Here is a 23,861-nt window from a genome sequence, read left to right as displayed (position 1 = left end):
ATCCCGGCAGCGATCAGTTGTTCTGCGGGGTTGTGGCCCTGGCCGACGTAGCGCCAGGTGGATTCGGTGATGGTCTCGGAGTCCCAATCGGCGAAGAGCTGTTGGGCGCGGGTGTGGTCGGCGCGGGCGGCGCGGAGGTCGGTATAGGTGGTCGAGAAGGCGCGGGTCTTGGTGAGGCAGTGGCCGCGGTAGCCGAGCATGTGAGCCCAGGCGCGGAGGCGGAGGTGGTCAAGTTCGGGCAGGCTGCCGAGGCGCCAGGCGGTTCCGATCAGGGCGCGGACGTGTGGGGTGACGGGCAGGGCTTCGAGGTCGGCGAGGGAGTTGAGACGGTAGTCAACAGCGCCGGCGGATTCGACGCTCTTGCTCGTGTACTTGGCGATGTAGGCGGCGACGGCCTCATCGGTCAGGCGGCGGCCGAGGTGGGTGGCCAGCTCGTGGGCTTCCAGTTGGGTGCCGAAGCGAAGCGGGTAGGTGCCGTAGGCGGCTGAGGTGGGTGCTGTGAGGCTGACTGCTGCTGCCGCGGAGCGGACGGCGTCCAGCAAGGCGGAGCTGGTTGCCCAGGTCGGTGGGGAGCTGTCCGGTCCAGTCGAGCCGTCGAGGCGGATGACGGCGTGGAAGTGGACGACACCGCGCTTCTGGTACTCCGTCACCTTGGCAGCAGAGACGCGGAGCAGTTTCCGGATGGCGCTCCGGCCGACCCCGGCACGGGCGGCCAGGTGGTGGTAGAGGTTGTCCCGGAAAGCTTTCCATAGGACCGGGCCATGTGCGTTCCACAGGATGTGGGCGGTGTAGTGATAGCAGTCCGGGCAGAGCGGTTGCCCTACGACCAGGTCCGATCCGTCGTGGAACCGCCCGCAGCCCAGCGTGACGCCGTGCTGGCAGCGGCGGCGCCGAACCGGGTGGCAGGTGCCGGCCCGGTGGACGCTGCCGAAGGACGGGGCTGTGAGGGTGGCGAACACCCGCGGGTGGGTTCGCACCTCGTCGGGGATACCCTTGCCGCCGACCAGGCCAGCGCGGACCAGGTGGAACGTGTCCCCGGCGTGCCCGCGGGAGCAGGGTTGGCAGCGGCTGGCTCGCCGGTTGCGGCAGCGCACGGCGAGTCGAGAGCTGGGCTCGCCGTCGGTCGAGTAGGAGTGCAGCACCTCGCCGGTCGCCGCGTCGCTGGTGACGGACTGCCCGGCGAGGTAGATCGGGGCCGCGCACCCACCAGTGGCGCGGATCTGCTCCAGCCAGCGGTGCAGGTCGGGCTGCTGGCCGAGGCGGACGAGGCCGCGGTCGATGTCGGGCAGGGCCCGCAGCCGCGCCTCCTGGTCGAGGTAGGCGCGGCGTGCGGCGGGATCGCGGTACGGGTCGGCGGTCACCACGTCGGAGCCCTCTCGCTTACGCCGTGTGGGTGAGGCCGGTGACGATCCAGACGACGGCGGACCCGATCGGGTCTCCGAGGTGGGTGCGGGCGAGGTAGAAGCCGAACACGCTGGTGAGGATGACGTGCCAGGTGCGCAGTTCGCCGGAGCGGACCAGCAGGTAGATGACGATGCCGAGCAGGGCCACAAGGGAGATGCCGACGGTCACAGGTAGGTCCCTTCCTCTTCGTGCCACACGGGGGTGAGGTGGGCGTACTTCTTGGCCGCCCGTCGGGCTTCGTCGGGGGTGACGTGGATCGAGCGGGCGCGCGTCCAGAGACCGTCCTCGCCGATGGTGACTGCGACTCCCCGTTCGGCCGTCGTGATCTGCTGGGCGGCAACCAGGGCTTCCTTGGAGAGGTCGCCGAGTGCCATTTCCGCCGTGCCGGGGTCGTTGACGCGGTGGCAGACGCGGCCGCCCAGTTGGGCACGGAGTGCGGTGACACCGGGGCCAAGGTCCGAGCCGACCCGCTGTCCGGCGATGACCAGGTGGGCGTCCAAGGCCGCGCCGAGCTGTGCGATCCGCAGGAGGTTGGTGGAGATCTCCCCCACCTCGTTCTTCTCCTCCCGGGTGGCCATCAGGTACAGCTCGGCGACCTCGTCGACGATGATCACGATGGGCGGTCGGCGGAGTTGCTTGGGCAAGTCCTTGATGGAGCGGACACCGGCCGAGCGGCAGAGCATCATCCGGGTCTCGACCTCGGCGACCAGGCGGGCCAGCAACCGGCCGGCGGACGATCGGTCCGGGGCCAGGGCGGAGAGCCGCGGTTCGAACAGCGAGAGTTCGAGGCCGCCCTTGAGGTCGATGCCGAACAGCGCGACTCGTTGCGGTGCGAGTTGCTTCACCAGAGCGGCGATCAGCGTGGACTTGCCGGACTGGGTGGCACCGACGACCAACCAGTGCGGCACGAGGTGCAGGTCGATCGCCCATACCGCGCCGTCCTCACGTCGACCCACCACCGCGCGCAGCGGCTCATACTGCGTGATCCTGGGCACCTTGGGCGACGCCAACAGGTCCCAGGCGAGCGCGACCAGACGCACATGCCCGCGCCCGACGGGGACGATCCGCACCGCAAAGACGCGCCAAGCGTGGGCGATGGCTTCGGTGAACCGGGCGAAGTCGTCGGGGACTTGCCCGGGGTGAAGGCGCGCAGTGGCTTCAAGGCCACCCCGGCGCAGGCGCGGCAAGCTGCGTCGGGGCAGGATCGGCCGAAGCGGATCGCCCTTGAGGACAACGCTGCCGACCAGCAGTCGGGCCGGCCGCCGGGGCACGGCCAGGCCGATGGTCGTGGTGAGTCGGCGCCAGGTGGCCAGGATGCGGATCACCGACAGCGGGTAGCCGATCAGGCACCACCACGCGTCCGGACGGTTGCCGCGGAGTCCAGGCGCGGCGATGGCCAGCGCGGCCACGGCCACCAGGAGCACCACCCAGAGGATCTGAACTCCCATCAGGCTTCCTCCTGTTCGCCGTTCTCGGCTTGCTCGTTCTTTGCGTCGGTCTCCAGGTCCCTGGCCAGTCCGACAGCCGTGTCCGCGAGGGTGGCGATGTGCGGGTAGAGCAGGCCGCTCGTGCGGTCCGACGCGAACGGGTCGATCTCGGGGGCCAGGTCGCCCAGCTCATCGAGGAGGAGGCGGAGCCGCACCCGGATGCGGCTGCTGTTCACGCGTCGCCGCCCTTGCGGGAGGCGGGCACGGTGGGGGCTGGCGGGGTGACGGGCGGCGCGGGGGTGATCGAGTCGGCGCGGAACGACATCCCGTGCCGGTCGCCCATGGCCCAGGAGAAGGCCATCAGGCCGGTGACGGTGACTCGCACGCCCTCGGCGACTCCGGCCGGTTCGCCGTTCACGCTGATCTCGATGATCGAGGCGCGGCGTCCCTCCTGCCGGACCGCCACACCCACGGTGTAGACCGGGACACCCTCCCGGTTGGTCTTGACCTCACCGGTTTCCCGGTTGGCCATGCGCACCTCCGGGGCCACGATGCAGGTCATCGTGCCGAGTCGGGTGATGTCTACGGGGATCGACTGCATGGGGGTACTCCTCGTCCAAGGCAGCGCCTGACGTCTGTCGTCAAACGTACTTACCTTTGCTGGACTGATGGTGCACCTGCTTGACCCGCGATGCTAGGAGATTCATGCTTACGTTTAACGCATAGCGTCTAACGACAGACTGATGAAGGCGCCCGAGCAGGGCAAACGATCACCCCAGACACCCAAAAACACCTGACACCACGACACTCACACCAACGCGGGACACTCCCCGGCGCCCGCAGCCAAAAGGGGTCGCACAGATGGCAGTCATCCGGAACGAGCCGCTGCACAAGCAAGTCGCCGCAGCCATGCGGGAATCCATTGCCCAAGGGCAGTGGCAGCCGGGCAGCCAGCTGCCCACCGAGACCGACCTTGCCGAGACCTACGGGGTCTCCCGCCCCACGGTGCGCCTGGCCGTCGCCGCGCTCCGCACCGAAGGCCTGCTGGACGTCAAGCAGGGTCGCGGCACCTTCGTCCGCAGCGCCGTCCACGGCCCCGCCGCTACGATCGAGCAGACGATCACCCGACGCGGCACCCGCTTCGAGACCTCAACCGACCACTGGTGGACCGGCAAGGAAGAGGCCACCGTCTACCGAGCCGCCACCGACGCAACCACCGCGCCGCTGCTCGGCATGGACGAGGACGAGATGACCATCGTCTGTGACCGCCTCATCCAGGACCCGGCCACCGGCACACGGGCGCTCCACCGCCTCATCCTCCCTCTTGAGCGCGTGGGTGAGACCGCGCTCGTACGGACGCCGGCGGTCACCCCGGCCAAGGCCTACGCGACCCTTGCCAAGGCTGGCCACGACCTCACCTGGCGCGAGCAGATCAGCGCCCGCATCCCGCAGCCCGACGAGCGAACCTCGCTGCAACTCTCCGAGGCCGCCGCCCTACTGGTGACCCAGCGCGTCACGGTGGACCGGATCCAGGGCCTGCCGCTCATGCTGGAGCGCACCCTGCTCGGCGCCGAGTCCGCCGCGGTCGGCTTCACCATCGAGGCCCACGGGGCGCCCGCCAAGGCCGCAGCCCGCTAACGGTCTCGGTACCGGAGTTCGTGGGCTCGGACCGGATATGTAGGGCGGTTTGTCATGTCGTGGCGGCACTTCGGGCTCGGGTCGACCCTGGCCGCCGAAAGGCTGGGGCAGGCCGTTTAGAACGGCAGAATGCTGCTCACCACGATAGATGGTCAGGCGTGCTCGCCGCGCACCTGGACAACCCGGTCAGCTGGTCCGAGGCCCTGCCGAAACCACCGCTTCAGTGGAATTCCATTGGAGTTGACCATGCCGGTGAGGATCCTGCCCGAGTCCGAGAAGAACGTCCTGTCTGCATACACCTGTCCCCGATTGACCCATTCATGGCGGACTACAGGGCGCCGAAGAAGGGTGTCGAACCACGCGGCGGCGAGGCGACCGAGTTCATTCGGGGAGCCGGATGCTTCAAGTGCCAGTTCAGTGGGCTCTTCTGGCAAGCAGTACAGCTGGCAGTGGAGCTCGTCGCAGTGGACCGTGGAGCCGTCGAAACGAGCTCCGAATGGCACCCAGGCAAGCTGTACGGAAGCCACCAGCCGGCCGCCGATGTCTTCATCGCGGAGCAGGTAGCTCGTAGCCGGCTGCGGGGCCCGCACGGCCATCTCGCTGAGCAGGGCCTCGATGAACTCCGACTCGGCTGCATCAAGGTCACCGACCCCGTTGTCCACCTCGTCGAACCCCAGAGAGTGCATTGGCGGAGTGTACACAGCATTGTCGCCTGTCATGGCCGATCCGAGCCTGGCGTTGGCGTCGGCAGGGCCACCGGGACCGCACTCACAGGCAAGCCGCTCGTCAGCCTCGTCACCAACCTCCGTGGTCAGTACATCTAGCCGCAAGCCCCGGTTCGCCACCGCAGCTGCCGGGGCTGTCGCATACCTTCTCTACTTACTCAAGGGCGGCGCTGCCGCGCCGCCGGGCGCCCCCAGGCGCCCCGGCCGGGCATGCGGCCTTGCGGCCGTTCCGGGCCGGGCGCCAGGCCGCCCACGCGGCAACGCCCCACGACCCTCGAAGTCAGTCCGGCCGCATCGCGCCACCACGGGGCCGTTCGCTGCCGCGCCAGGGCTGGGGTGGGCGCCAGCGGGAAGCTTTACGCACCTTGCCGGGCCGGGGCCCGAGTCGGGCAAGCCCGGGGGACCACTCGGCCAAATTGCGGTCAGGCCCAGAAGCCCTGACCGAGTTCGCAGCAGCTTACGGCCCCCCGGCCATGCCCGACCCCAACCCCGCAAGGACACCGCCCAAACCTTCCCACCGCCACCCACGCGCGCCGGTTTCCCCGGTCAGTGGCGATCGGTCAACTTGCGCTGTTCCTCGGACTGGTAGGTGGCAGCGATCTGCAGCAACTCCTCCAAGCGGAGCCAGCCCTGCGGCAGTCCCACCAGCTTCACGAAGCCCTGACCCTGGGCGTCCGTCGCCGCCACGGCCCGCAGGTGCGCCCGTTCGACCCCGCATTGGGCGAGCAGTGCGTTGACGTCAGCCGCAGCATCGCGCGCCACCCGCCAACCTGAGACGTAGTCAACTCCGGCGAGCCACAGCCAAGCCTCCGGGTCCAGCTCCTGACCCCAGCCGCCGGCGGTCTCTCCGTCCTCGTTCAGTGCCCTCAACTCCCCTGGTTCGGAATCAGCTTCAGATGACCAGTAGCCGCCGAATGGCACTGCGTGCACGGACATGCCGAACTGCCCGGTACCATCGGCACCGGGTTAACACCCACCGGACCACCCCTTCCCGCCAAGGACTCGGGGTGGTCCGGCACCTGCCCCTCTCAGGGGCGAGTCCGGGCGGATGCCGCTCATCGCACCCGGACTCAAGGACGCAGCCGGCCAAGATAGGCCCGGCCACGCCCAGCTCATCGCGGGTCGGTCAACGCGCCCGGATCCTCAGACGGTGGCTGCTCCTCCTCACGCTTGTCCGAGCTTCCATCCATCGGCCGGATGATCAGCTCGTTCGCGATGGCGCCGATCTGGTAGGGCACCACCCAGATGCCGTGTCCCTCCAGGTTCTCGGTCGCCCAAGCTCTTGCCTCCGAGCTCGTCAGCGTGGCGAGCAGCCAGCGATGCTCCGTTTTGGAGAGCGGGAGCAGGTCCAGGCCCTCTCGGACTCCCGCCAAGGCAGCCGTCAGGTGCGCGAAGGTCACCGGTTTGGCGCTGTTGCACAGCTGTACCTCCACCGGTCCGAACTCCAGCTCGGCACTCACGACTTACCCTCTTCGGGCCGACGGGGGTGGTGAGCATGGACCACCACAAGACGGAGGCCCACCCGGAACGTGCGCACGGCCACCGCGTGGGCCACCCCAGCGCCGCAGTAGTAGCAGCGCTGCTCAGCCCGCCGAAGCCTGTTGCCTCCCCTCCTGATCATCAGCAGCCTCCCTGCGTCGGATGGATGACCGCCCAGACCGCCTTGCCGACACCCGGCGTACGCAGGCGGCACCCCCAGCTCTGCGAAAGCGAACTGACCAGGTGCATGCCCCGTCCGTTCTCCACCATGGGGGCCAGCGCACGCACCACGGGCTCTTTGGTGCTGCGGTCATGGACCTCGATCCGCAGCCGCACCGGATTGACCCTCAGGCGGACGATGAAGCGGTCGCCCCGTCGCGTTCCATGAGCGCTCGCGTTCGCCACCAGTTCGGCCAGCACGATGCTGCCGGCCTCCATGAAGCGCTCACCGCCGTCTACGCGCTCCAGGAGCTGCGCCAACGTTGCGCGAGCCCGCGGCGCCGACAGCTCGCTCTTGGGCAGCCACAGCTCTGCGGTGCTGTCCGACGGGTCATCCTGTTCGACTTCAGCTCTCGCGGTGATCACGTCTCACTCCCTCGCAAACTGACGCAGAGTCAACTCCGCGTATGTCGTGCGGTCTGCACATACAGAGAACCGCGAGGTCACACCAAGTAGTACTGTTTTCACGGGTGTTGAACCGTGTTGAATCACCACGGCCAGCGAACGGGAGTGCGAGGCAATGGGATCACCGAACACGCAGCTCGCCGACTGGCTCAGCCGCACCGGCTGGTCCCGGGGCGAACTGGCCCGAACCGTAAGAGCGAAGGCTGCCGAGCTCGGCCACCCGCACATCACATGCGACACGTCCAGCGTCAGGCGCTGGTTGGAAGGCCAGACACCGCGTCAGCCTGTGCCGGAAATCATCGCAGACCTGTTCTCCACGCACTTCGGCTTCCGCGTGACGACCTACGATCTCGGCTTCGAGGCCGACTCAGCGCCGGATCGAGCACTTGTCTACAACCAGTCCTACGGCGCTACGGTTGAAGCCGTTGCGGAGCTAGGGAGGGCAGACGTGGATCGACGTACATTCCTGACCGGGTCGACTTTCGCCGTTGCGGCGGCAGTTGGCCCCTCGCGTGACTGGCTGCTGAGCCCCCTGGACCGGCAGGCGGACCCGAGCCGCCGCGTCCACCCGGAAGACGTCACCGCCGTGCGGAACATGTTCGGCACCTTCCAGGAGATGGACATCTTCCAGGGCGGCGGCGCCGGCCGCACCGCACTGGCCAGCTACACCAACGAGCACGTCTACCCGCTGCTCCGCCGATCCTCCACCGAGGACGTCCGCCGCGCGCTGGCCGAGGCCGCCGCCGAACAGACCTACCTACTCGGCTGGATGGCCTACGACGACGGCGAGCACGGCACCGCCCAGCGCTACCTGATCCAGTCCCTGCGCCTGGCCGAGGAGTCCGGCAACCCGGCACTCGGCGCACACGTCCTCGCAGGCATGGCCGACCAGGCCACGCTACTCGGCCACCCCGATGAGGGCCGTCGCCTGGCCCAGGCCGGCCGCGCTGGACTCTCCCGCACCCCGGAGTCGGACGCCTGCCTGGCCGACCTCTGGGCCCTCGAAGGCCGGGCGCTTGCCAGGCTCGGCGACAAGCAGGGCGCCATCCGAGCCGTCAGCCAGTCCGAGGCCGCCTACGCCAAGGTCACCCCGGACAGCGAAGAAGCCGAATGGGCCCGCTACATCGACCCGGCCTACCTCAACGGCGAGCATGCCCAGACCTTCCAGGACATCGACGAGCCCGACACCGCCGCCACCTACGCCCGCCTCTCCATCGACCACGCCCGCGCCCAAAAGCGAGCCCGCCGCGGCGCCATGTCCCAAGCCGCCCTCGCCGTCTCCCACCTCAAGCGCCGCGACCTCGAAGCCGCCCACGCCGCTGGCCTCCGGACCCTGAGCCTCACCAGCCAGGTCCAGTCCTCCCGCGCCGTCGAAGCCGTCCAGAACCTCAAGCGCCAGATGACCCCCTTCGGCCGCCACCCCCTGGTCGCCGACTTCAACGAGCGGTCCAGGGATCTGTTGGCTGCTTGATCCCAGATAGCAGACCCCACAGGCCCCTTTCCTCTGTACTAGTCGAGGGAAGGGGCCTCGCATAGTTCGTTAAGCGGCTACCTGAAGATATCAGGGATACATGAGACGAGGTGGCAGTGAAATTCTCACCCCTCATCACAAGAGCCGCGGAACGCTACATTTCATCCAGACCTTGATCATCCCCTGATGGCCATTCACAAAGCAGCAGGCCAGCCAAATCAAGAGCTTTCCCCTCGTGCATCCGAATAACCCCGAGGTTCCATGCAGAGTACTTGTCGCCATGAGCCTGGGAGATCCTGAACCAATGCTTAGCCGCTGCTATGTCACCTCGCCGCAGGTGCAGCCCACCAAGATGTTGAGCAGCATGGGAATAGCCGAGCTCAAAGGACTTCTCATAGAACCTTTGGGCTTGATCTTCGCATCCCATGGCCAAGTCAAGGTCTGCCGCATGACAAGCAGCCATACCATCACCAAGGTCCGCTGCCTTCCGAAGGTAGATCAGCGCCGATCCGAAATCACCCTCCTCGGCGAGTAGCAGGCCGAGATTTGCCTGAGCATGAGAATACCCAGCTTCTGCCGATTTCCGATACCACTGCTTGGCCTCGCCTATAGACCCGTCCTCTTCCAGCGCACGAGCAAGGTTATATTGAGCACTAGCTGCCCCCGAGTCCACCGCAATCTGCCGGAAAACATCGATCGCCGAGCGCAGCTCACCTCTCCTAATAAGATGGATTCCGAGCGCGATCCCCGCCCCAATGCTTCCCATCTCATGCCCGGTGCGCCAAAATTCTCCGCCTTAGTAACGTCACCAAGATTGGCGTAAATATCCCCAAGTCTCCAGGCACAGTCCTCCCCTCCAAGCTCCAGCCCCCAACTTAGGGTTGAGATTGCTTTCCCGATATCTCCTCGATCAATCTCCAATTCGCCAAGCATGAACAAAGCCTGATCATTTCCAGCCCCCGCAGACATGAGCAGCCAATTCTCATAGCTTTCATCGTCTTTGTGGCCCTCGAACTGCAGCGCTAGATGGAACGCGGCGTGATCGTCTCCATCGTTTACACGTTCTGCCCAAAGTCGGTCAACCAGGTCCTTGTGGCCATTTTTTGATGCCGTTGCGGTCGCGCTAAAGTACTCCCCTTCATGCCTCGCAATAGATGCTGCCATCAGCCAAAAAGGCTCTCCTGTGGGAAAATTCCTATCCTCCCTCGCCGCGGCATCGACAAGGTAGTCAAATGCGCGCCAGCCGTCTCCATCTGGCATAAGCAAGCTGGTTACTCCGAAACGCACAGACGTTGCCCATTCCACAGCTTCCTCGAATTTCTCCGGACGCAGGACCGCACCGCCAGCCTGATTGAGGTAAAGGCCATGAAGTCCTTCGAGATCAGAGAGCTTGATGGGCGCCACTAGCCCAGCTCGCGCCAGATCTATGGCAGCAGCAACAAGGGAATGTCCGCGCGGATTGCCATTCGCCCGCAGGGCCCATTTCCACTCGCTATACAGAGGCGGCCCAGCGGCGAGATATTCAGCGATCCCATAGGGCCCATGATGATCTACCGCTTCGACGATTCTCGGATCTGAGAAGTTCCGCGCATCCTGAAGCTCACGAGTGCTCCAAACGCGCTCCAACTCAATCAGGTCAGCAACATTTAACACCTGCATCCCGATACGGGAGACATGCTGAGCTAGCGGGTCGTGTATAAGGCCTGCCGCCCTCTCAGCCCTTGGCATGAAAGTTTCATAGCGCTCCGCCCGCATGGTAGCGGCAATGCAGACACCAGATTCGATAAGCCTGCCCACGAGGAACGGATCGACTCCATCGGGACCGAGATACCGCTCTAGATCATCCAGCCAGAGCACACATTGACGCGTTCCCTCAGAAGCGATCTGAGGAATTTGCCGAATTTCCCCCGAGGTAGAAGGGGAAAAAATCCGAGCATCCGGACAGATCTCGGCAACGGCTTCATAGAGAGTCCTCGTCTTGCCCGCAGTCGAATCGCCGACGATTAGAGTAAATCCACCATTTTGTGATCGTGAAATAGATTCTCGAACCTGCCGATCGACGTCGCGGCCGATGTACGGCGTAAGCTTGGCGGCATGATTAACTGGGCGACATCTATGAATTCCGAGAATCATTGGATCGACATCAGCAACGCGACTCCAATCGTCCATCTCGGGAATATGAAAAGCACCGTTGAAATAATTTGTCTGGCGCCCCATCCCAAGCTGGGCCAGCGTTGAATTATCCGACGCCGTGGCTTCGAGTGCCAGGCGCTTCCCCCTTGAATCATCGGAACCCTTGGGCACTACCGGATCACCCGTTCCGCTGGACGCCCTTGCCGAGCTGATAGATTCGACTCCGGCCTGAAGACCTTGCGTTCATTTTGATTGAATCAGAGGATGTCGAGTCTCGAAAATCCGTGAACTCCTCAAGGATTTCTCTCAGCTCTGCGACAGCTTCAGGAGATGAAACGAGCAGCCGCCGCAGTCGTGATTGCCACTCAATCCGCGCGTCTTCCAGGACCGCTTCCCTAGACGCTATAGGTGCAGCCAAAATCTCGCCGCGAGTTTCCTCCAAATCCGCCTCAATAATATCGCCGCGACTGGATTCACTTCTACTCCAGAGGCGAACCATCGCACTCTTGGCAGATTTCCAGGAATCGGTAACAGCTAGCTGAATAATCGTTGCACTCGCCGTAGACGCTAGAGTCGCCAGCTCAGGATCCACTTGCTCCCCATTCCGCAGAGTCCTCTTCCACAACCAGGGTAGAGGAGGTCCAGAGGAAATAGGGCAGTTACGGAAAATCTGTGGCCTCCCAGCATGCCGCTGGTACGTCGAATCGTCACCGACACGCAGATGGGAAGGAATCAGAGTGACCCGCTCAGCGTGCCCACCAGCGCAGCTCCCACGCCGTTGCCGTTCACCATCCCCGCCCGTGACGCCAAGCAGTAGTGCGCCAGTCACCACACTGCCGCCCAGCATCGCCCCCGTGCTCCAACCTCAGCCCCGGCGATCACCACCGCCCAACCCAGCAGCCACCCCACCGCCGGTGGAGGCACCGGCGTTGTGTGCAGCATCCGGGCCAACTCCGGGAACTGCGACAACCGGGGCGAGTACTGCCGCAAGAGCGACGTTGGCCTGTCGACCACGGACGCCGCTGGCCGGCCGATCACCTGCGAGTACCTCAACGACGAGTCGCAACCCCACTGGCACTGAGGCGTGCGCCGACCCCAGCCCCCGAGAAAGCCAGTTGGCCCCTCCCCATACCTCCTGGGAAGGGACCAACAAATGTCGTCAGGCACCAGCGTGCATCAGACCCACTCGATCTCGCTGACGACCCCATCGGCCTGGCGGGGCGCCGGCAACGGCGTCCTCACCGCCTCCGCCGACCGCTCCCCCGTACGGGCACCCACCCCGACGCCGAGTTCACCCAAAAGGGTGACTCGCTCGGCGTCGGAGAGGCCGTGAAGTACGTCACACAGCTCGTGCAGGACCTCGCTCACTCATCGGTGCCTTTCGCCTGGTCAGCGCCCTGATTGACCACCGTCAGCGGCAGCAGCTTCTTGCCCGTCGGGCCGATTTGTATGGCCGTCTGCATCTGCGGGCACACCCCGCAGTCGAAGCACGGCGTCCAGCGGCAGTCGTCGACCTCGACCTCCTCGAGGGCGTCCTGCCAGTCCTCCCAGAGCCAGTCCTTGTCGAGGCCGCTGTCCAGGTGGTCCCAGGGGAGGACCTCCTCGTAGGAGCGCTCGCGGGTGGTGTACCAGGCGACGTCGACGCCGGTGGGGGCCAGGGCCTTGTCGGCGCAGGCCATCCAGCGGTCGTAGGAGAAGTGCTCGCGCCAGCCGTCGAAGCGGCCGCCGTCCTCGTAGACGGCGCGGATCACGGCGCCGAGGCGGCGGTCGCCGCGGGAGAGCAGGCCCTCGACGATGCCGGGCTTGCCGTCGTGGTAGCGGAAGCCGATGTTCTTGCCGTACTTGCGGTCGCCGCGGATCGCGTCGCGCAGCTTGGCCAGGCGGGCGTCGGTCTCCGCGGCACCGAGCTGGGGGGCCCACTGGAAGGGGGTGTGCGGCTTGGGGACGAAGCCGCCGATGGAGACGGTGCAGCGGATGTCGTTCTGGCCGGTGACCTCGCGACCCTTCTGGATCACGTTCTTGGCCATCTCGGCGATCTGCAGCACGTCCTCGTCGGTCTCGGTGGGCAGACCGCACATGAAGTAGAGCTTCACCTGGCGCCAGCCGTTGCCGTAGGCGGTGGCGACGGTGTTGATGAGGTCCTCCTCGGACACCATCTTGTTGATCACCTTGCGGATCCGCTCGGAGCCGCCCTCGGGGGCGAAGGTGAGGCCGGAGCGGCGGCCGTTGCGGCTCAGCTCGTTGGCCAGGTCGATGTTGAAGGCGTCGACCCGGGTGGAGGGCAGGGAGAGGCCGATCTTGTCCTCGGTGTAGCGGTCGGCCAGGCCCTTGGCGATGTCGCCGATCTCGGTGTGGTCGGCGCTGGAGAGCGAGAGCAGGCCCACCTCCTCGAAGCCGGTGGCCTTGAGGCCGCGCTCGACCATCTCGCCGATGCCGGTGATGCTGCGCTCCCGGACCGGCCGGGTGATCATGCCGGCCTGGCAGAACCGGCAACCGCGGGTGCAGCCGCGGAAGATCTCCACGGACATCCGCTCGTGCACCGTCTCGGCGAGCGGGACCAGCGGCTGCTTGGGGTAGGGCCACTCGTCGAGGTCCATCACCGTGTGCTTGGAGACCCGCCACGGCACGCCGGGGGCGTTGGGCACCACACGGCCGATCCGGCCGTCCGGCAGGTACTCGACGTCGTAGAACCTGGGCACGTAGACGCCGCCGGTGCGGGCCAGCCGGAGCAGCAGCTCGTCGCGGCCGCCGGGGCGGCCCTCGGCCTTCCACGCCTTGATGATCTTCGTGATGTCGAGCACGGCCTGCTCGCCGTCGCCCACCACGGCGGCATCCAGGAAGTCGGCGATCGGCTCGGGGTTGAACGCGGCGTGACCGCCGGCCAGCACGATCGGGTCCTCGTCGGTCCGGTCGGCGGCGTTCAGCGGGATGCCGGCCAGGTCGAGCGCGGCCAGCATGTTGGTGTAGCCGAGCTCGGTGGAGAAGGAGAGCCCGAAGACGTCGAAGGCCTTCACCGGGCGGTGCGCGTCCACCGTGAACTGGGGCACGCCGTGCTCGCGCATCAGCGCTTCGAGGTCCGGCCAGACGCTGTAGGTCCGCTCCGCGAGCACGCCCTCCTGCTCGTTCAGCACCTCGTAGAGGATCATGACGCCCTGGTTGGGCAGCCCGACCTCGTACGCGTCCGGGTACATCAGTGCCCAGTGCACGTCGCAGGCGTCCCACTCCTTGACGGTCGAGTTCAGCTCGCCGCCGACGTACTGGATCGGCTTCTGAACGTGCGGGAGGAGGGCCTCCAGGCGTGGGAAGACCGATTCGACTGGCATGCGGTGAACCCTTAAGTGAGAGAAGCAGGGGTGACCCTCAAGGGTACCGGTTCGGCCGAACCGGTCAGCCCGCGATCGGCCGCTGGGTGCGGACGGCCTGGAGCAGCCCGATCGCGATCCAACCGGCGAACATCGACGAGCCGCCGTAGCTGACGAACGGTAGCGGCACGCCCGCGACCGGCATGATGCCGAGCGTCATGCCGATGTTCTCGAAGGACTGGAAGGCGAACCAGGTGATCACGCCGCCGGCCACCACGGTGCTGAAGACGTCGGTGGCCTGCCGGGCGATCCGGCAGCCGCGCCAGAGGATCACCCCGATCAGCAGGATCAGCACCAGGCCGCCGATGAAGCCGAGCTCCTCACCGGCCACCGTGAAGACGAAGTCGGTCTGCTGCTCGGGGACGAACTGCCCTATGGTCTGGCTGCCGTGGAACAGGCCCTTGCCGGTCAGGCCGCCGGAGCCGATCGCGATCCGGGCCTGGGCGGTGTTGTAGCCGACTCCGGCCGGGTCCAGCTTGGGGTTGGCGAAGGCCGCGAACCGGTCGATCTGGTACTTGCTCAGCACCCCGAGCTTCCAGACCGCCGTCGCCCCGAGGCCGCCCCCGACGAGCAGGCCGAAGAGCCAGCGGTTGGGCACGCCGGCGGCCAGCAGGATGCCCAGGATGGTCACCACCATCACCATGACCGACCCCAGGTCGGGGTAGAGCAGCACGATGCCCATCGGCACCGCCGCCAGCACCAGCGCCTGCAGCACGCTCTTGTCGTCGGGCAGCTCGCGCTCGCCGGAGTCGACCCGGGAGGCGAGGATCATCGCCATGCCGAGCACGATGCCGAGCTTGGCGAACTCGGCCGGCTGGACGGAGAAGCCGCCGCCGAACTGGATCCAGGAGTGCGCGCCGTTGACGGTGGAGCCGAGCGGGCTGAGGGTGGCGAGCAGCAGCAGGATCGAGGCCAGGTAGAGGATCGGCACGGCGGCGCGGATCCGGTGGTGCCCTATCGCCACCACGGCCCCGAAGAGCACCAGGCCGATCGTCAGATTGGTCAGGTGGCGGTAGAGGAAGTACTGCGGATCGCCGTGGGTCAGCGAGTCACGGCCCCGGGTGGCCGACCAGACCAGCAGCGAGCTGCCCAGCGACAGCGCCAGTGCGGCCAGCACCATGATCCAGTCGAGCCGCCGCAGCGGCGCGTCCTTGGCCAGCGCCCGGGCCAGCGGACCGCGCTGGGGGCTGAACCGCAGCGGGCGGAGGGAACTGTAGGAGGAGGTCACACCCGGCTCCGTCCGTGGGCGCGGGGCTCGGTGGCGGCCAGGTCGGCGGCGAACGCCGGCTGGGTGGGCTGCGGCACCGGCGGATAGCCCCAGGAGCCGGTGGCGTACGAGGCCTGGTTGAGGATCGCGGTGCCGTCCGGGTTGAACTTGGGCAGCTGGGTCTGCGGGGTGGGCAGCAGCGCCTTGCTGTTGTCGATGCCGCCCTTGTCGTCCACGCCGTAGAGCGCCTGGTAGATCTTGCGGACCGCGTCACCGGCACCGCCGGAACCGGTACCGGCCTGGCTGATCGTCATCACCACGGCGTAGTCGTTGCTGTAGGTGGCCAGCCAGGAGGTGGTCTGCTTGCCGTAGACCTCGGCGGTACCGGTCTTGGCGTGCAGCTGGATCTTGTCCTGCGGCCAGCCGGCGAACTTCCAGGCCGCGGTGCCCTCGGTGATGACGCCGGCGGTGGCCTGGTTGATGTACTGCAGGGTCTTCTGGTCGTCCGGCAGGTGACCGGAGACCACCGGCGGGATGTCGCGGACCAGCTGGCCGCTCGGGGTCACGACCGCCTTGGCCACCTGCGGCTGGTAGAGCGTGCCGCCGTTGGAGAGGGCCGAGTAGATCCGGGCCATCTGCAGCGGGGTGACCAGGGTGTCGCCCTGCCCGATCGCGTAGTTGACCGAGTCACCGGCGCGCATCACGTTGCCGTCGACGCAGTTCTCCTTGGCGACCTGGGTCTGGAAGTCGTTGTTGCCGCTCTGCGCCTGCTTGCACCAGGCGTCCTTGTTGGCGTCGTAGAAGTCCTGCTTCCACTGGCGGTCCGGCACCCGGCCGGGCACCTCGGCGGGCAGGTCGATGCCGGTCTTGGCGCCCAGGCCGAACTGGTGCGCGGTCTTGTAGAAGTAGTCGGCGGGGTTCTTCGGGTGGATCCCGCCGTCCTTCATCCACTGGTCGTAGGCCAGGCCGTAGAAGACGGTGTCGCAGGAGATCTCCAGCGCCTTCTCCAGCGAGATCTCACCGAAGCTCTCGCCCTCGAAGTTCTTGAACTCGCGACCGCCGATGGTCATGCTCGGCGGGCAGCCGTAGTGCCCGTCGAGCGAGTAGCCGGCCGCGACGGCGGCCGAGGTGGAGACCACCTTGAAGGTGGAGCCGGGTGCCCACTGACCCTGTATGGCCCGGTTCAGCAGCGGGTAGTTGGAGTCCTGGCTGGTCAGGTTGGCGTAGTCCTTGGCCGAGATGCCGCCTACCCAGATGTTGGGGTCGTAGGTCGGCGCGCTGGCCATCGCGATGATCCGGCCGGTGTGCACGTCCATCACCAGGGCCGCGCCGGAGTCGGCCACGAAGTTCTTGTTGGTCTCGGTGTCGAACTGCTGGCGGGCGTCGTTCATGGCCTGCACCAGGTTGTCCTCGACGACCTTCTGCACCCGGGAGTCGATCGAGGTGACCACGTTGTTGCCGGGCTGGGCCGGGGTGGTGCCGGCGCTGCCGATCACCCGGCCGAGGTTGTCCACCTGGAGCCGGTCCACCCCGGTGGTGCCGCGCAGGTCGCTGTCGTAGACCGACTCCAGGCCGGCCCGGCCGATCTGGTCGGACGGCAGGTACTTGTCCTTGCCGGTCTTGTCGGCGGTCTTGCTGACCTCGTCGTCGGTGACCGGTGAGAGGTAGCCGAGCACCTGGGCGGCGTTGGCACCGTCCGGACCCGGGTACTGGCGCACCGCGGTGGGCTGCGCGGTGATCCCGGGGAAGTCCTCGCGGCGCTCCATTATCTGCATCGCCTGCTGGGTGGTGGCCTGGTCGGTGACCGGGATCGGCTGGTAGGGAGAACCGTTCCAGCAGGGCTGCGGGGTCTTGGAGTCGCAGAGCCGGACCTTGTCCGCGACGTCCTTGGGGCTCATGCCGAGCACCTGGGCCAGCCTGCCCAGCGCCGCCTTGCCGTGGTCCTTCTGCTCCAGCAGCGAGGTGCGCGAGACCGAGACCACCAGCTTGGTCTGGTTGCCGGCCAGCACCTTGCCGTTGGCGTCCAGGATCTCGCCGCGCACCGCCGGGTCGACCACCTCGCGGATCTGGTTGCTGGAGGCCTTCGCCGTGTACTCGCTGCCGTTGCGGATCTGGAGGTACCAGAGCCGCCCGCCCAGGGTGGCGAGCAGCGACAGCACCAGGATCTGCAGCACCACCAGACGGATCGTCAGCCGGCGGGTGCGGCCGGTCTCCGGGATGTTGCTCACGGCGCAGGACTCCCCAGGGTCGAACGGACGGATCGGGTCAGGACTTGACGCCGAGCTTCTTGCGGGTGGACGGCCCCACCGAGGAGGGCTGACGGGTGGTTCGGTAGCGGGCGATGGTGCCCAGGCCCGGGCCGGTCACCTCGCCGCCGACCTGGTCACCGCCGAACCGGCGGGCCAGCAGCATCACCGCCGGCACCGCGAACGGCGCCAGCAGCAGGTCGTACAGCAGCGCGCTGAACACCAGCCCGGTCAGCCCGACGTGGCGCGCCGCGGTGTCCCCCACCAGGGCTCCGACCAGCGCGTAGAGCACCGTGGAGAGCACCGCCGAGCCGGCCACCACCAGCAGCGGGCCGAGCACCGAGCGCTGCCGCCCGGGTTCCGTGCGCAGCAGGCCGGCCGCGTAGCCCATCAGGCAGAGCACCAGCGCGTAGCGGCCGATCGCGTGGTCGGAGGGCGGCGCCAGGTCGGCCAGCAGGCCGCCGAAGAAGCCGGTCAGGCTGCCGCCCATCGGCCCGAAGACCAGCGCCAGGCCGACCACCACGAGCAGCAGCAGGTCCGGGGTGGCGCCGGGCAGTTGCAGCCGCCCGAGCACGCTGACCTGGACCACCAGCGCGACCACCAGCAGGACGGCGGCCAGCACGATTCGCTTGATGACCATCGGTCAGTTCCCCCCGGGGACGGAGCTCGACTGGGCGGCGGGCCACGCGGGGCCGGAGGGCGACACCAGACCGGCGGACGACGCGGGGCCGGAAGGCGACAGCGAACCGGCGGGCGAACCGGCACCGGAGGGCGACACCGAAGCGGCGGGCGACTCGGCACCGGAGGGCGACATCAACCCGGCGGGCGACGCGGGGCCGGAGGGCGACCCGCCACCGGAGGGCGAGGCAGGACCGGAGGGCGACCCGCCGCCGGAGGGCGAGGCAGGGCCGGAGGGCGACTGGGCCTGGGCCGTGGGGCTCGGTGTGTTGGTGGGCAGCGGCGGCAGCACCGAGTCGCGCGGGTCGGTGCGCGGCGGCACCACCACCACGCCGACCAGGTCCAGCCGGGTGAACGAGACGAACGGCTGGACCAGCACGGTCTTGGTGAGCTCGCCGGGGGTGGCCTGCACCTGCAGCACCTTGCCGACCGGCACCCCCGGGACGAACGGGCGGCCGCTCTGCGAGCCGAAGGTGACCAGCCGGTCCCCCGGCTTGACCTGGGCCTTGCCGTTGAGCAGCTCGACCTTCATGGGACTGGCCCCCTGGCCGGCCGCGAAGCCGATCTCGCCGCTGCCCTCCATCCGGGTGCCCGCGGTGAAGCCGGGGTCGGTGGCGAGCAGCACGGTGGCGGTGGTGCGGGCCACCGTGGTGACCCGGCCGACCAGGCCCTCACCGTTGATCACCGTCATGTCGCGCTGCACGCCGTCGTCGCTGCCGGCGTCGATGGTGATGGTCCAGGAGAAGCCCTGGGCGGCGCCGATGGCGATCACCTGGGCGGCCTTGATGGTGTATCCGCCGGTGCCGGCGGTGCGCAGCATGTCGTCCAGCTGCTTGGTCCGGCCGGCCGCCATGTCGGAGGAGGCGAGCCGCTGGCGCAGCTCGGTGTTCTCGTTGCCGATCTGGTCGAGGCGCTGCTGCATGGTGCCGGAGTCGCGGATCGCCCGGATGGTGCGGGCTATCGGGTCGACGGCCCCCGCGGCGCCGCGCTCCGCCGGGCCGAGCAGGTCGGCGGCGGTCTTGCGGGCGCCGTTCAGCGGGGAGCTCTCCCCGCCCTTGATGTCGACGGTGATCAGCGCGAAGGCGACGGCCACCAGCAGGATGAGCAGCAGTCGGCTCTCTCGTGTGTCCCTCACGGCGCTGGGGCTGCCCCTCTTCTTGAGTAGGTGCTTCGTTCGGTGGTCTTAACGACGCGGTTGGGCGTCCAGTACCTGCTGCAGCGCCTCGAACTCCTCGACGCAGCGGCCGGAGCCGAGCACCACCGAGTCCAGCGGGTTCTCGGCGATGTGGATCGGCATGCCGGTCTCGCGGCGCAGCCGCTCGTCCAGGCCGCGCAGCAGGGCACCGCCGCCGGTGAGCACCACGCCGCGGTCCATCACGTCGCCCGCCAGCTCCGGCGGGCACTGGTCGAGGGTGGTCTTCACCGCGTCGATGATCGAGTTGACCGGCTCGTCGATCGCCGCGCGGACCTCGGCGGCGGAGATCACCACGGTCTTCGGCAGCCCGCTGACCAGGTCGCGGCCGCGGATCTCGGCGTGCTCGTCCTTCTCGTCCTCGGCGCCGTGGGCCGAGCCGATGCTCATCTTGATCTGCTCGGCGCTGCGCTCGCCGAGCAGCAGGGAGTACTCCTTCTTGATGTGCTGGACGATGGCGTTGTCCAGCTCGTCGCCGGCCACCCGGATGGACTGGGCGGTGACGATGCCGCCGAGCGAGATCACGGCGACTTCGGTGGTGCCGCCGCCGATGTCGACCACCATGTTGCCGGTGGCCTCGTGGACCGGCAGGCCGGCGCCGATGGCGGCGGCCATCGGCTCCTCGATGATGTGCACCTGGCGGGCGCCGGCCAGGTGGCTGGCCTCGACTACGGCCCGGCGCTCGACGCCGGTGATGCCGCTGGGCACGCAGACCACCACGCGCGGGCGGGCCAGGTAGCGGCGGCGGTGGATCTTCTGGATGAAGTAGCGCAGCATCCGCTGGGTGATCTCGAAGTCGGCGATCACGCCGTCCTTGAGCGGGCGGATGGCGATGATGTTGCCGGGCGTGCGCCCGATCATCTTCTTGGCCTCGGAGCCGACCGCGAGGATGCCACCGGTGTTGGTGTTGACCGCCACGACTGACGGCTCGTTCAGGACGATGCCCTTGCCCCTGACGTACACCAGCGTGTTGGCAGTGCCGAGGTCGATCGCCAGATCACGGCCGATGAACGACAGGTTGTTGGCCATGGGGTATGGAACGCCTTCCCGAACTGGACGTCTTGGGCAGGGGATTTCGCCTCACGCGGACAGCGGCGAGCGGCGTGAGGTGCGCCGGCGGACACGTGGACCGCGAGTCGCCTCCATCGTAGCCAGGCCCGGCGAACTCGTCGGCGGGGTGGGCATGGTGTCCATTCTCCGTTGCCGAACGGCTTCTCCTGGCATTGGGACGCCGTGTCGGCACATCCAGTTCCATATATGACGATCGGTTTCCCACTGTTGGCTGAGCCGGGTCCCCCTGACTCGATCCGGCCCAGACCAACCGACGGGCCGTCAGCCGGATGGCCGATCGCCCATCCGGCGGAAAGCTCAGGCGTGCGCCGGGAAGAAGATCTTGATCTCGCGCTCGGCCGACTCGGGCGAGTCGGAGGCGTGGATCAGGTTCTCCCGGGTGATGGTCGCGTAGTCGCCGCGGATGGTGCCGGGGCCGGCCTGCAGCGGGTCGGTGGCACCGGCCAGCGCGCGGATGCCGGGGACCACGTTCTCGCCCTCGACGATCAGCGCGATCGACGGGCCGGAGGTCATGAACTCCAGCAGCGGCTCGTAGAACGGGCGGCCGACGTGCTCCGCGTAGTGGACCTCCAGGGTGGCCCGGTCGAAGGTGCGCAGCTCCATCGCGGTCAGCTGCCAGCCGGCCTTGCGCTCGATCCGGCTGATGATCTCGCCGGCCAGGCCACGGCGGACGGCGTCGGGCTTGAGCAGGACGAGGGTGCGCTGGGACACGGTGCGGCTCCAGTGAGGATCAGGGAACGAGAATCGGGGGCGGGTACCACCCGGGTACCGCCGCCCCAGAGGCTACCTTGGGTGAACGAATGCTCAGGCGTCGGCGGTGGCGGCCGCCCCGGCCGCCCTGCTGCGTTCTTCCTTGATGTGGTCGATCTTGCGACCGTAGTGCACCGAGCACCACCACAGCCCGGCGAAGATCACGCCCAGCCCGTACATGGTGGGCAGCAGCAGCCCACTGGCGATCAGCGCGAGCTGCAGCGCCCACCCGATCGCCACCGCGCCCGGCCGGGTGATCACCCCGCAGAGCAGCACACAGAGCAGCATGGCGATCCCGCTGACGGTCCAGATCAGCCCGGTGGAGACGTCCGTCATCCGCATCGCGACGCAGGCCGCGAAGAGGATCACGAAGACCTCGCCGATCAGCGTGGAGGAGCAGAGGGTGCGCATCTCACTTCTTCCCGAGCAGCAGGCGGGCCTCGCCCACCGTGATCACGGACCCGGTGACCAGGACTCCGGCCCCGCCCAGGTCGCCTTCCTCCTCGGCGAGCGTGACGGCGGCGTCGATCGCGTCGTCCAGCCGCGGCTCGACCACCACCCGGTCCTCGCCGAACACCTCGACCGCCTGGGCGGCCAGGCTGTCCACGGCCATCGCCCGGTGGGTGGAGTTCTGGGTGACCACCACCTCGGCCAGGATCGGCTCGAAGGCCTCCAGCACGCCGGTCACGTCCTTGTCGCCGCTGGTGCCGACCACGCCGATCAACCGGGTGAAGCCGAAGGCCTCGCTGATCGCGGCCGCGGTGACCCGGGCGCCCTCGGGGTTGTGGGCGGCGTCCAGCAGGATGGTCGGACTGCGCCGCACCACCTCCAGGCGGCCGGGTGAGGAGACGCCGGCGAAGGCCTGGCGGACCTTGTCGATGTCCAGCTGGCCCTCGCGGGCCGCGCCGACGCCGAAGAAGGCCTCCACGGCGGCCAGCGCCATGGCCGCGTTGTGCGCCTGGTGCTCGCCGTGCAGCGGGATGAAGACGTCCTCGTACTCGGCGCCGCCCAGGCCGCGCAGCGTCATCAGCTGCCCGCCGACCGCGATCTCGCGGTGCAGCACGCCGAACTCCATGCCCTCCCGGGCCACCGTGGCGTCCACCTCGACGGCCCGCTTGAGGATGGTCTGGGCCGCGTCCAGCGGCTGCTGGGAGACCACCGCGAGGGCACCGGGCTTGATGATCCCGGACTTCTCCACGGCGATCTCACCCGTGGTGCTGCCGAGCTTGTCGGTGTGGTCCAGCGAGATCGGGGTGATCACCGAGACCGCCGCGTCGATCACGTTGGTGGCGTCCCAGCTGCCGCCCATGCCGACTTCGATCACGGCCACGTCGACCGGGGCGTCGGCGAACGCCGCGTAGGCCATGCCGGTGAGCACCTCGAAGAAGGAGAGGGCGACCGGCTGCTGCTCGTCGACCATCCGGAGGTAGGGCTCGATGTCCCGGTAGGTCTCGACGAACCTGTCCTCGCTGATCGGCTGCCCGTCCAGGCTGATCCGCTCGGTCACGGACTCCACGTGCGGGCTGGTGTAGCGGCCGGTGCGCAGCTCGAAGGCGTTCAGCAGCTGCTCGATCATCCGGGCGGTGGAGGTCTTGCCGTTGGTCCCGGTGATGTGAATGGTCGGATAGGACTGTTGGGGCTCACCGAGGATGTCCATCAGCGCCCGGATGCGGTCCAGGCTCGGCTCGAGCTTGTTCTCCGGCCAGCGCTTGGCCAGCTCGGTCTCGACCTCCCGCAGACCGGTCACCGGCTCGGCGGGGTCCGCGCCCTCGGGGCGGATGGTGTACGGGTTCGGCTCCGCGCTGCTGCTCACGCGGCCCAGTCTACGGAGTGCGCCCGGCGCGGCGACGCGCCGGGGCGGCGGCGCCCGGAGCCGTCCGTCAACCTCCGGCCACCCGGGGGTAAAGACCGGGCAAAGTGCGCGGCTCAGACGGCGGCCGGAACCGGGGCGTGACGTGCCCTCAGCTCGTTCACCACGGCGTCGACCTCGGCCTCGGGCACCAGCGGCAGCATCATCGCCACGCCTTGCAGCAGGCCGCCGAGCAGGAAGGTGGTGTCGGCGGTGCCGGCCACCAGGTCGCGCACCGCGGCCGCGTCGCCGCCGCGGACCGCCTCGATCAGCCGGGCCGCGTCCACCGACTCCTCGTCCACCGCGACCGGGACCTCGCCCTGCGGCGCCCGGCGGGCCAGTCCGCGCAGCACCCGGTCGCCGACCTCGGGGGCGTAGGCCTTGCGCACCGCCTCGGCGGCGATCCAGGTGAGCAGGGTGACCACCGCGCGCTCGTCCTCCTCGGCGAGCAGCTCGTCCAGTTCCTGGTCGAAGGCGAGCTGGTTGCCGTGCCGGAAGGCCAGCAGCAGGGTCGCGGCCCGGCCCTTGGCCTCCTCGACCCGCTGGGCGGGGAGTTCGCCGACCATTGTCTGCGTTCGCGTCATGCCATGTCTTCCCGTCGCCGC

25 protein-coding genes are annotated in these 23,861 nt (G+C 68.0%); 3 read left to right on the top strand and 22 right to left on the bottom strand.

The features are described from left to right. From LN042_RS27235 to LN042_RS27215, 5 genes are all read right to left on the bottom strand, one after another. The coding region (locus LN042_RS27235; protein WP_230054033.1) for a replication initiator at positions 1-1,361 on the bottom strand (1,361 nt) is incomplete at its 3' end. A 19-nt stretch (positions 1,362-1,380) separates the two neighbouring features. Then, positions 1,381-1,572 carry a hypothetical protein gene (locus LN042_RS27230; protein ID WP_230054032.1) on the bottom strand — a complete coding sequence of 64 codons (192 nt, stop codon included), beginning with the start codon at positions 1,570-1,572 and terminating at the stop codon, positions 1,381-1,383. Continuing rightward, positions 1,569-2,852 carry an FtsK/SpoIIIE domain-containing protein gene (locus tag LN042_RS27225; protein WP_230054031.1) on the bottom strand — a complete coding sequence of 428 codons (1,284 nt, stop codon included), beginning with the start codon at positions 2,850-2,852 and terminating at the stop codon, positions 1,569-1,571. Before LN042_RS27225 ends, LN042_RS27230 begins: the two co-directional genes overlap by 4 nt. Then, positions 2,852-3,067, bottom strand: a complete 216-nt coding sequence (locus LN042_RS27220; RefSeq protein WP_230054030.1) for a hypothetical protein — start codon at positions 3,065-3,067, stop codon at positions 2,852-2,854. Before LN042_RS27220 ends, LN042_RS27225 begins: the two co-directional genes overlap by 1 nt. After that, the gene (locus LN042_RS27215; RefSeq protein ID WP_230054029.1) at positions 3,064-3,432 is read right to left on the bottom strand and encodes an SCO3933 family regulatory protein; all 369 of its coding nucleotides are present in this window, start codon (positions 3,430-3,432) and stop codon (positions 3,064-3,066) included. Before LN042_RS27215 ends, LN042_RS27220 begins: the two co-directional genes overlap by 4 nt. 260 nt (positions 3,433-3,692) lie before the next feature. On the opposite strand from LN042_RS27215, the gene LN042_RS27210 reads away from it, so the two are divergent. Further along, entirely contained in the window at positions 3,693-4,469 is a 777-nt protein-coding gene (locus LN042_RS27210; RefSeq protein WP_230054028.1) for a GntR family transcriptional regulator, read from the top strand. Positions 4,470-4,621: 152 nt separating this feature from the next. Here LN042_RS27210 and LN042_RS27205 read toward each other — a convergent pair whose 3' ends face one another. The 4 genes from LN042_RS27205 to LN042_RS27190 all read right to left on the bottom strand — a co-directional run bounded on the left by LN042_RS27205 (position 4,622) and on the right by LN042_RS27190 (position 7,258). After that, on the bottom strand, positions 4,622-5,155 hold the full coding sequence (locus LN042_RS27205; protein ID WP_230054027.1) for a hypothetical protein: 534 nt from the start codon (positions 5,153-5,155) through the stop codon (positions 4,622-4,624). A 585-nt stretch (positions 5,156-5,740) separates the two neighbouring features. Then, complete coding sequence (locus LN042_RS27200) at positions 5,741-6,064, bottom strand: hypothetical protein (RefSeq protein ID WP_230054026.1); 324 nt, start codon at positions 6,062-6,064, stop codon at positions 5,741-5,743. A 242-nt stretch (positions 6,065-6,306) separates the two neighbouring features. Beyond that, positions 6,307-6,654: a hypothetical protein gene (locus tag LN042_RS27195; RefSeq protein WP_230054025.1), complete on the bottom strand. Its 348-nt coding sequence runs from the start codon at positions 6,652-6,654 to the stop codon at positions 6,307-6,309. A 160-nt stretch (positions 6,655-6,814) separates the two neighbouring features. Then, complete coding sequence (locus LN042_RS27190) at positions 6,815-7,258, bottom strand: ATP-binding protein (protein ID WP_230054024.1); 444 nt, start codon at positions 7,256-7,258, stop codon at positions 6,815-6,817. Between the two features lie 154 nt (positions 7,259-7,412). On the opposite strand from LN042_RS27190, the gene LN042_RS27185 reads away from it, so the two are divergent. Next, positions 7,413-8,768 (top strand): NsdA family TPR-like regulatory protein, encoded by a 1,356-nt coding sequence (locus LN042_RS27185; RefSeq protein ID WP_230054023.1) that lies wholly within the window; start codon positions 7,413-7,415, stop codon positions 8,766-8,768. Between the two features lie 154 nt (positions 8,769-8,922). Here the strand turns inward: LN042_RS27185 and LN042_RS27180 are convergent, their stop codons facing one another. The 3 genes from LN042_RS27180 to LN042_RS27170 are packed head-to-tail and all read right to left on the bottom strand — an operon-like array spanning position 8,923 to position 11,493. Continuing rightward, positions 8,923-9,465: a tetratricopeptide repeat protein gene (locus LN042_RS27180; RefSeq protein WP_230054040.1), complete on the bottom strand. Its 543-nt coding sequence runs from the start codon at positions 9,463-9,465 to the stop codon at positions 8,923-8,925. Then, positions 9,375-11,072 carry a tetratricopeptide repeat protein gene (locus LN042_RS37825; RefSeq protein WP_230054022.1) on the bottom strand — a complete coding sequence of 566 codons (1,698 nt, stop codon included), beginning with the start codon at positions 11,070-11,072 and terminating at the stop codon, positions 9,375-9,377. Before LN042_RS37825 ends, LN042_RS27180 begins: the two co-directional genes overlap by 91 nt. Before the next feature lie 7 nt (positions 11,073-11,079). Next, positions 11,080-11,493 (bottom strand): hypothetical protein, encoded by a 414-nt coding sequence (locus LN042_RS27170; RefSeq protein ID WP_230054021.1) that lies wholly within the window; start codon positions 11,491-11,493, stop codon positions 11,080-11,082. Between the two features lie 339 nt (positions 11,494-11,832). Between LN042_RS27170 and LN042_RS27165 the strand changes: the two genes are divergently transcribed. Next, a complete protein-coding gene (locus LN042_RS27165) occupies positions 11,833-11,982 on the top strand; it encodes a hypothetical protein (protein WP_230054020.1) in 150 nt (49 codons plus the stop codon). A gap of 283 nt (positions 11,983-12,265) precedes the next feature. On the opposite strand, the gene LN042_RS27160 is transcribed toward LN042_RS27165, so the two are convergent. From LN042_RS27160 to LN042_RS27115, 10 genes are all read right to left on the bottom strand, one after another. Further along, positions 12,266-14,224 (bottom strand): TIGR03960 family B12-binding radical SAM protein, encoded by a 1,959-nt coding sequence (locus LN042_RS27160; RefSeq protein ID WP_230054019.1) that lies wholly within the window; start codon positions 14,222-14,224, stop codon positions 12,266-12,268. A gap of 64 nt (positions 14,225-14,288) precedes the next feature. After that, on the bottom strand, positions 14,289-15,461 hold the full coding sequence (gene rodA / locus LN042_RS27155; protein WP_230054039.1) for a rod shape-determining protein RodA: 1,173 nt from the start codon (positions 15,459-15,461) through the stop codon (positions 14,289-14,291). Positions 15,462-15,487: 26 nt separating this feature from the next. Further along, positions 15,488-17,698: a penicillin-binding protein 2 gene (gene mrdA / locus LN042_RS27150; protein ID WP_230054018.1), complete on the bottom strand. Its 2,211-nt coding sequence runs from the start codon at positions 17,696-17,698 to the stop codon at positions 15,488-15,490. Positions 17,699-17,735: 37 nt separating this feature from the next. After that, on the bottom strand, positions 17,736-18,356 hold the full coding sequence (gene mreD / locus LN042_RS27145) for a rod shape-determining protein MreD (RefSeq protein ID WP_230054017.1): 621 nt from the start codon (positions 18,354-18,356) through the stop codon (positions 17,736-17,738). Positions 18,357-18,359: 3 nt separating this feature from the next. Next, positions 18,360-19,529 carry a rod shape-determining protein MreC gene (gene mreC, locus LN042_RS27140; RefSeq protein ID WP_230054016.1) on the bottom strand — a complete coding sequence of 390 codons (1,170 nt, stop codon included), beginning with the start codon at positions 19,527-19,529 and terminating at the stop codon, positions 18,360-18,362. Between the two features lie 48 nt (positions 19,530-19,577). Continuing rightward, positions 19,578-20,603, bottom strand: a complete 1,026-nt coding sequence (locus LN042_RS27135; RefSeq protein WP_283843922.1) for a rod shape-determining protein — start codon at positions 20,601-20,603, stop codon at positions 19,578-19,580. Positions 20,604-20,954: 351 nt separating this feature from the next. After that, complete coding sequence (gene ndk, locus LN042_RS27130; protein WP_230054014.1) at positions 20,955-21,368, bottom strand: nucleoside-diphosphate kinase; 414 nt, start codon at positions 21,366-21,368, stop codon at positions 20,955-20,957. A 93-nt stretch (positions 21,369-21,461) separates the two neighbouring features. Continuing rightward, the gene (locus LN042_RS27125) at positions 21,462-21,818 is read right to left on the bottom strand and encodes a DUF4233 domain-containing protein (protein ID WP_230054013.1); all 357 of its coding nucleotides are present in this window, start codon (positions 21,816-21,818) and stop codon (positions 21,462-21,464) included. 1 nt (position 21,819) lies between these two features. After that, positions 21,820-23,220, bottom strand: coding sequence for a bifunctional tetrahydrofolate synthase/dihydrofolate synthase (folC, locus tag LN042_RS27120; protein WP_372495827.1), 1,401 nt, complete (start codon positions 23,218-23,220; stop codon positions 21,820-21,822). A gap of 113 nt (positions 23,221-23,333) precedes the next feature. Next, positions 23,334-23,840, bottom strand: coding sequence for a hypothetical protein (locus LN042_RS27115; protein ID WP_230054012.1), 507 nt, complete (start codon positions 23,838-23,840; stop codon positions 23,334-23,336). Between the last annotated feature and the right edge of the window lie 21 nt (positions 23,841-23,861).

It is taken from the genome of Kitasatospora humi, assembly GCF_020907985.1.
In the GTDB taxonomy this organism is placed as follows: Bacteria; Actinomycetota; Actinomycetes; order Streptomycetales; family Streptomycetaceae; genus Kitasatospora; species Kitasatospora humi.
The sequence above is the reverse complement of the archived record's forward strand: the minus strand, read 5'-3'. Positions and strand labels throughout refer to the sequence as shown.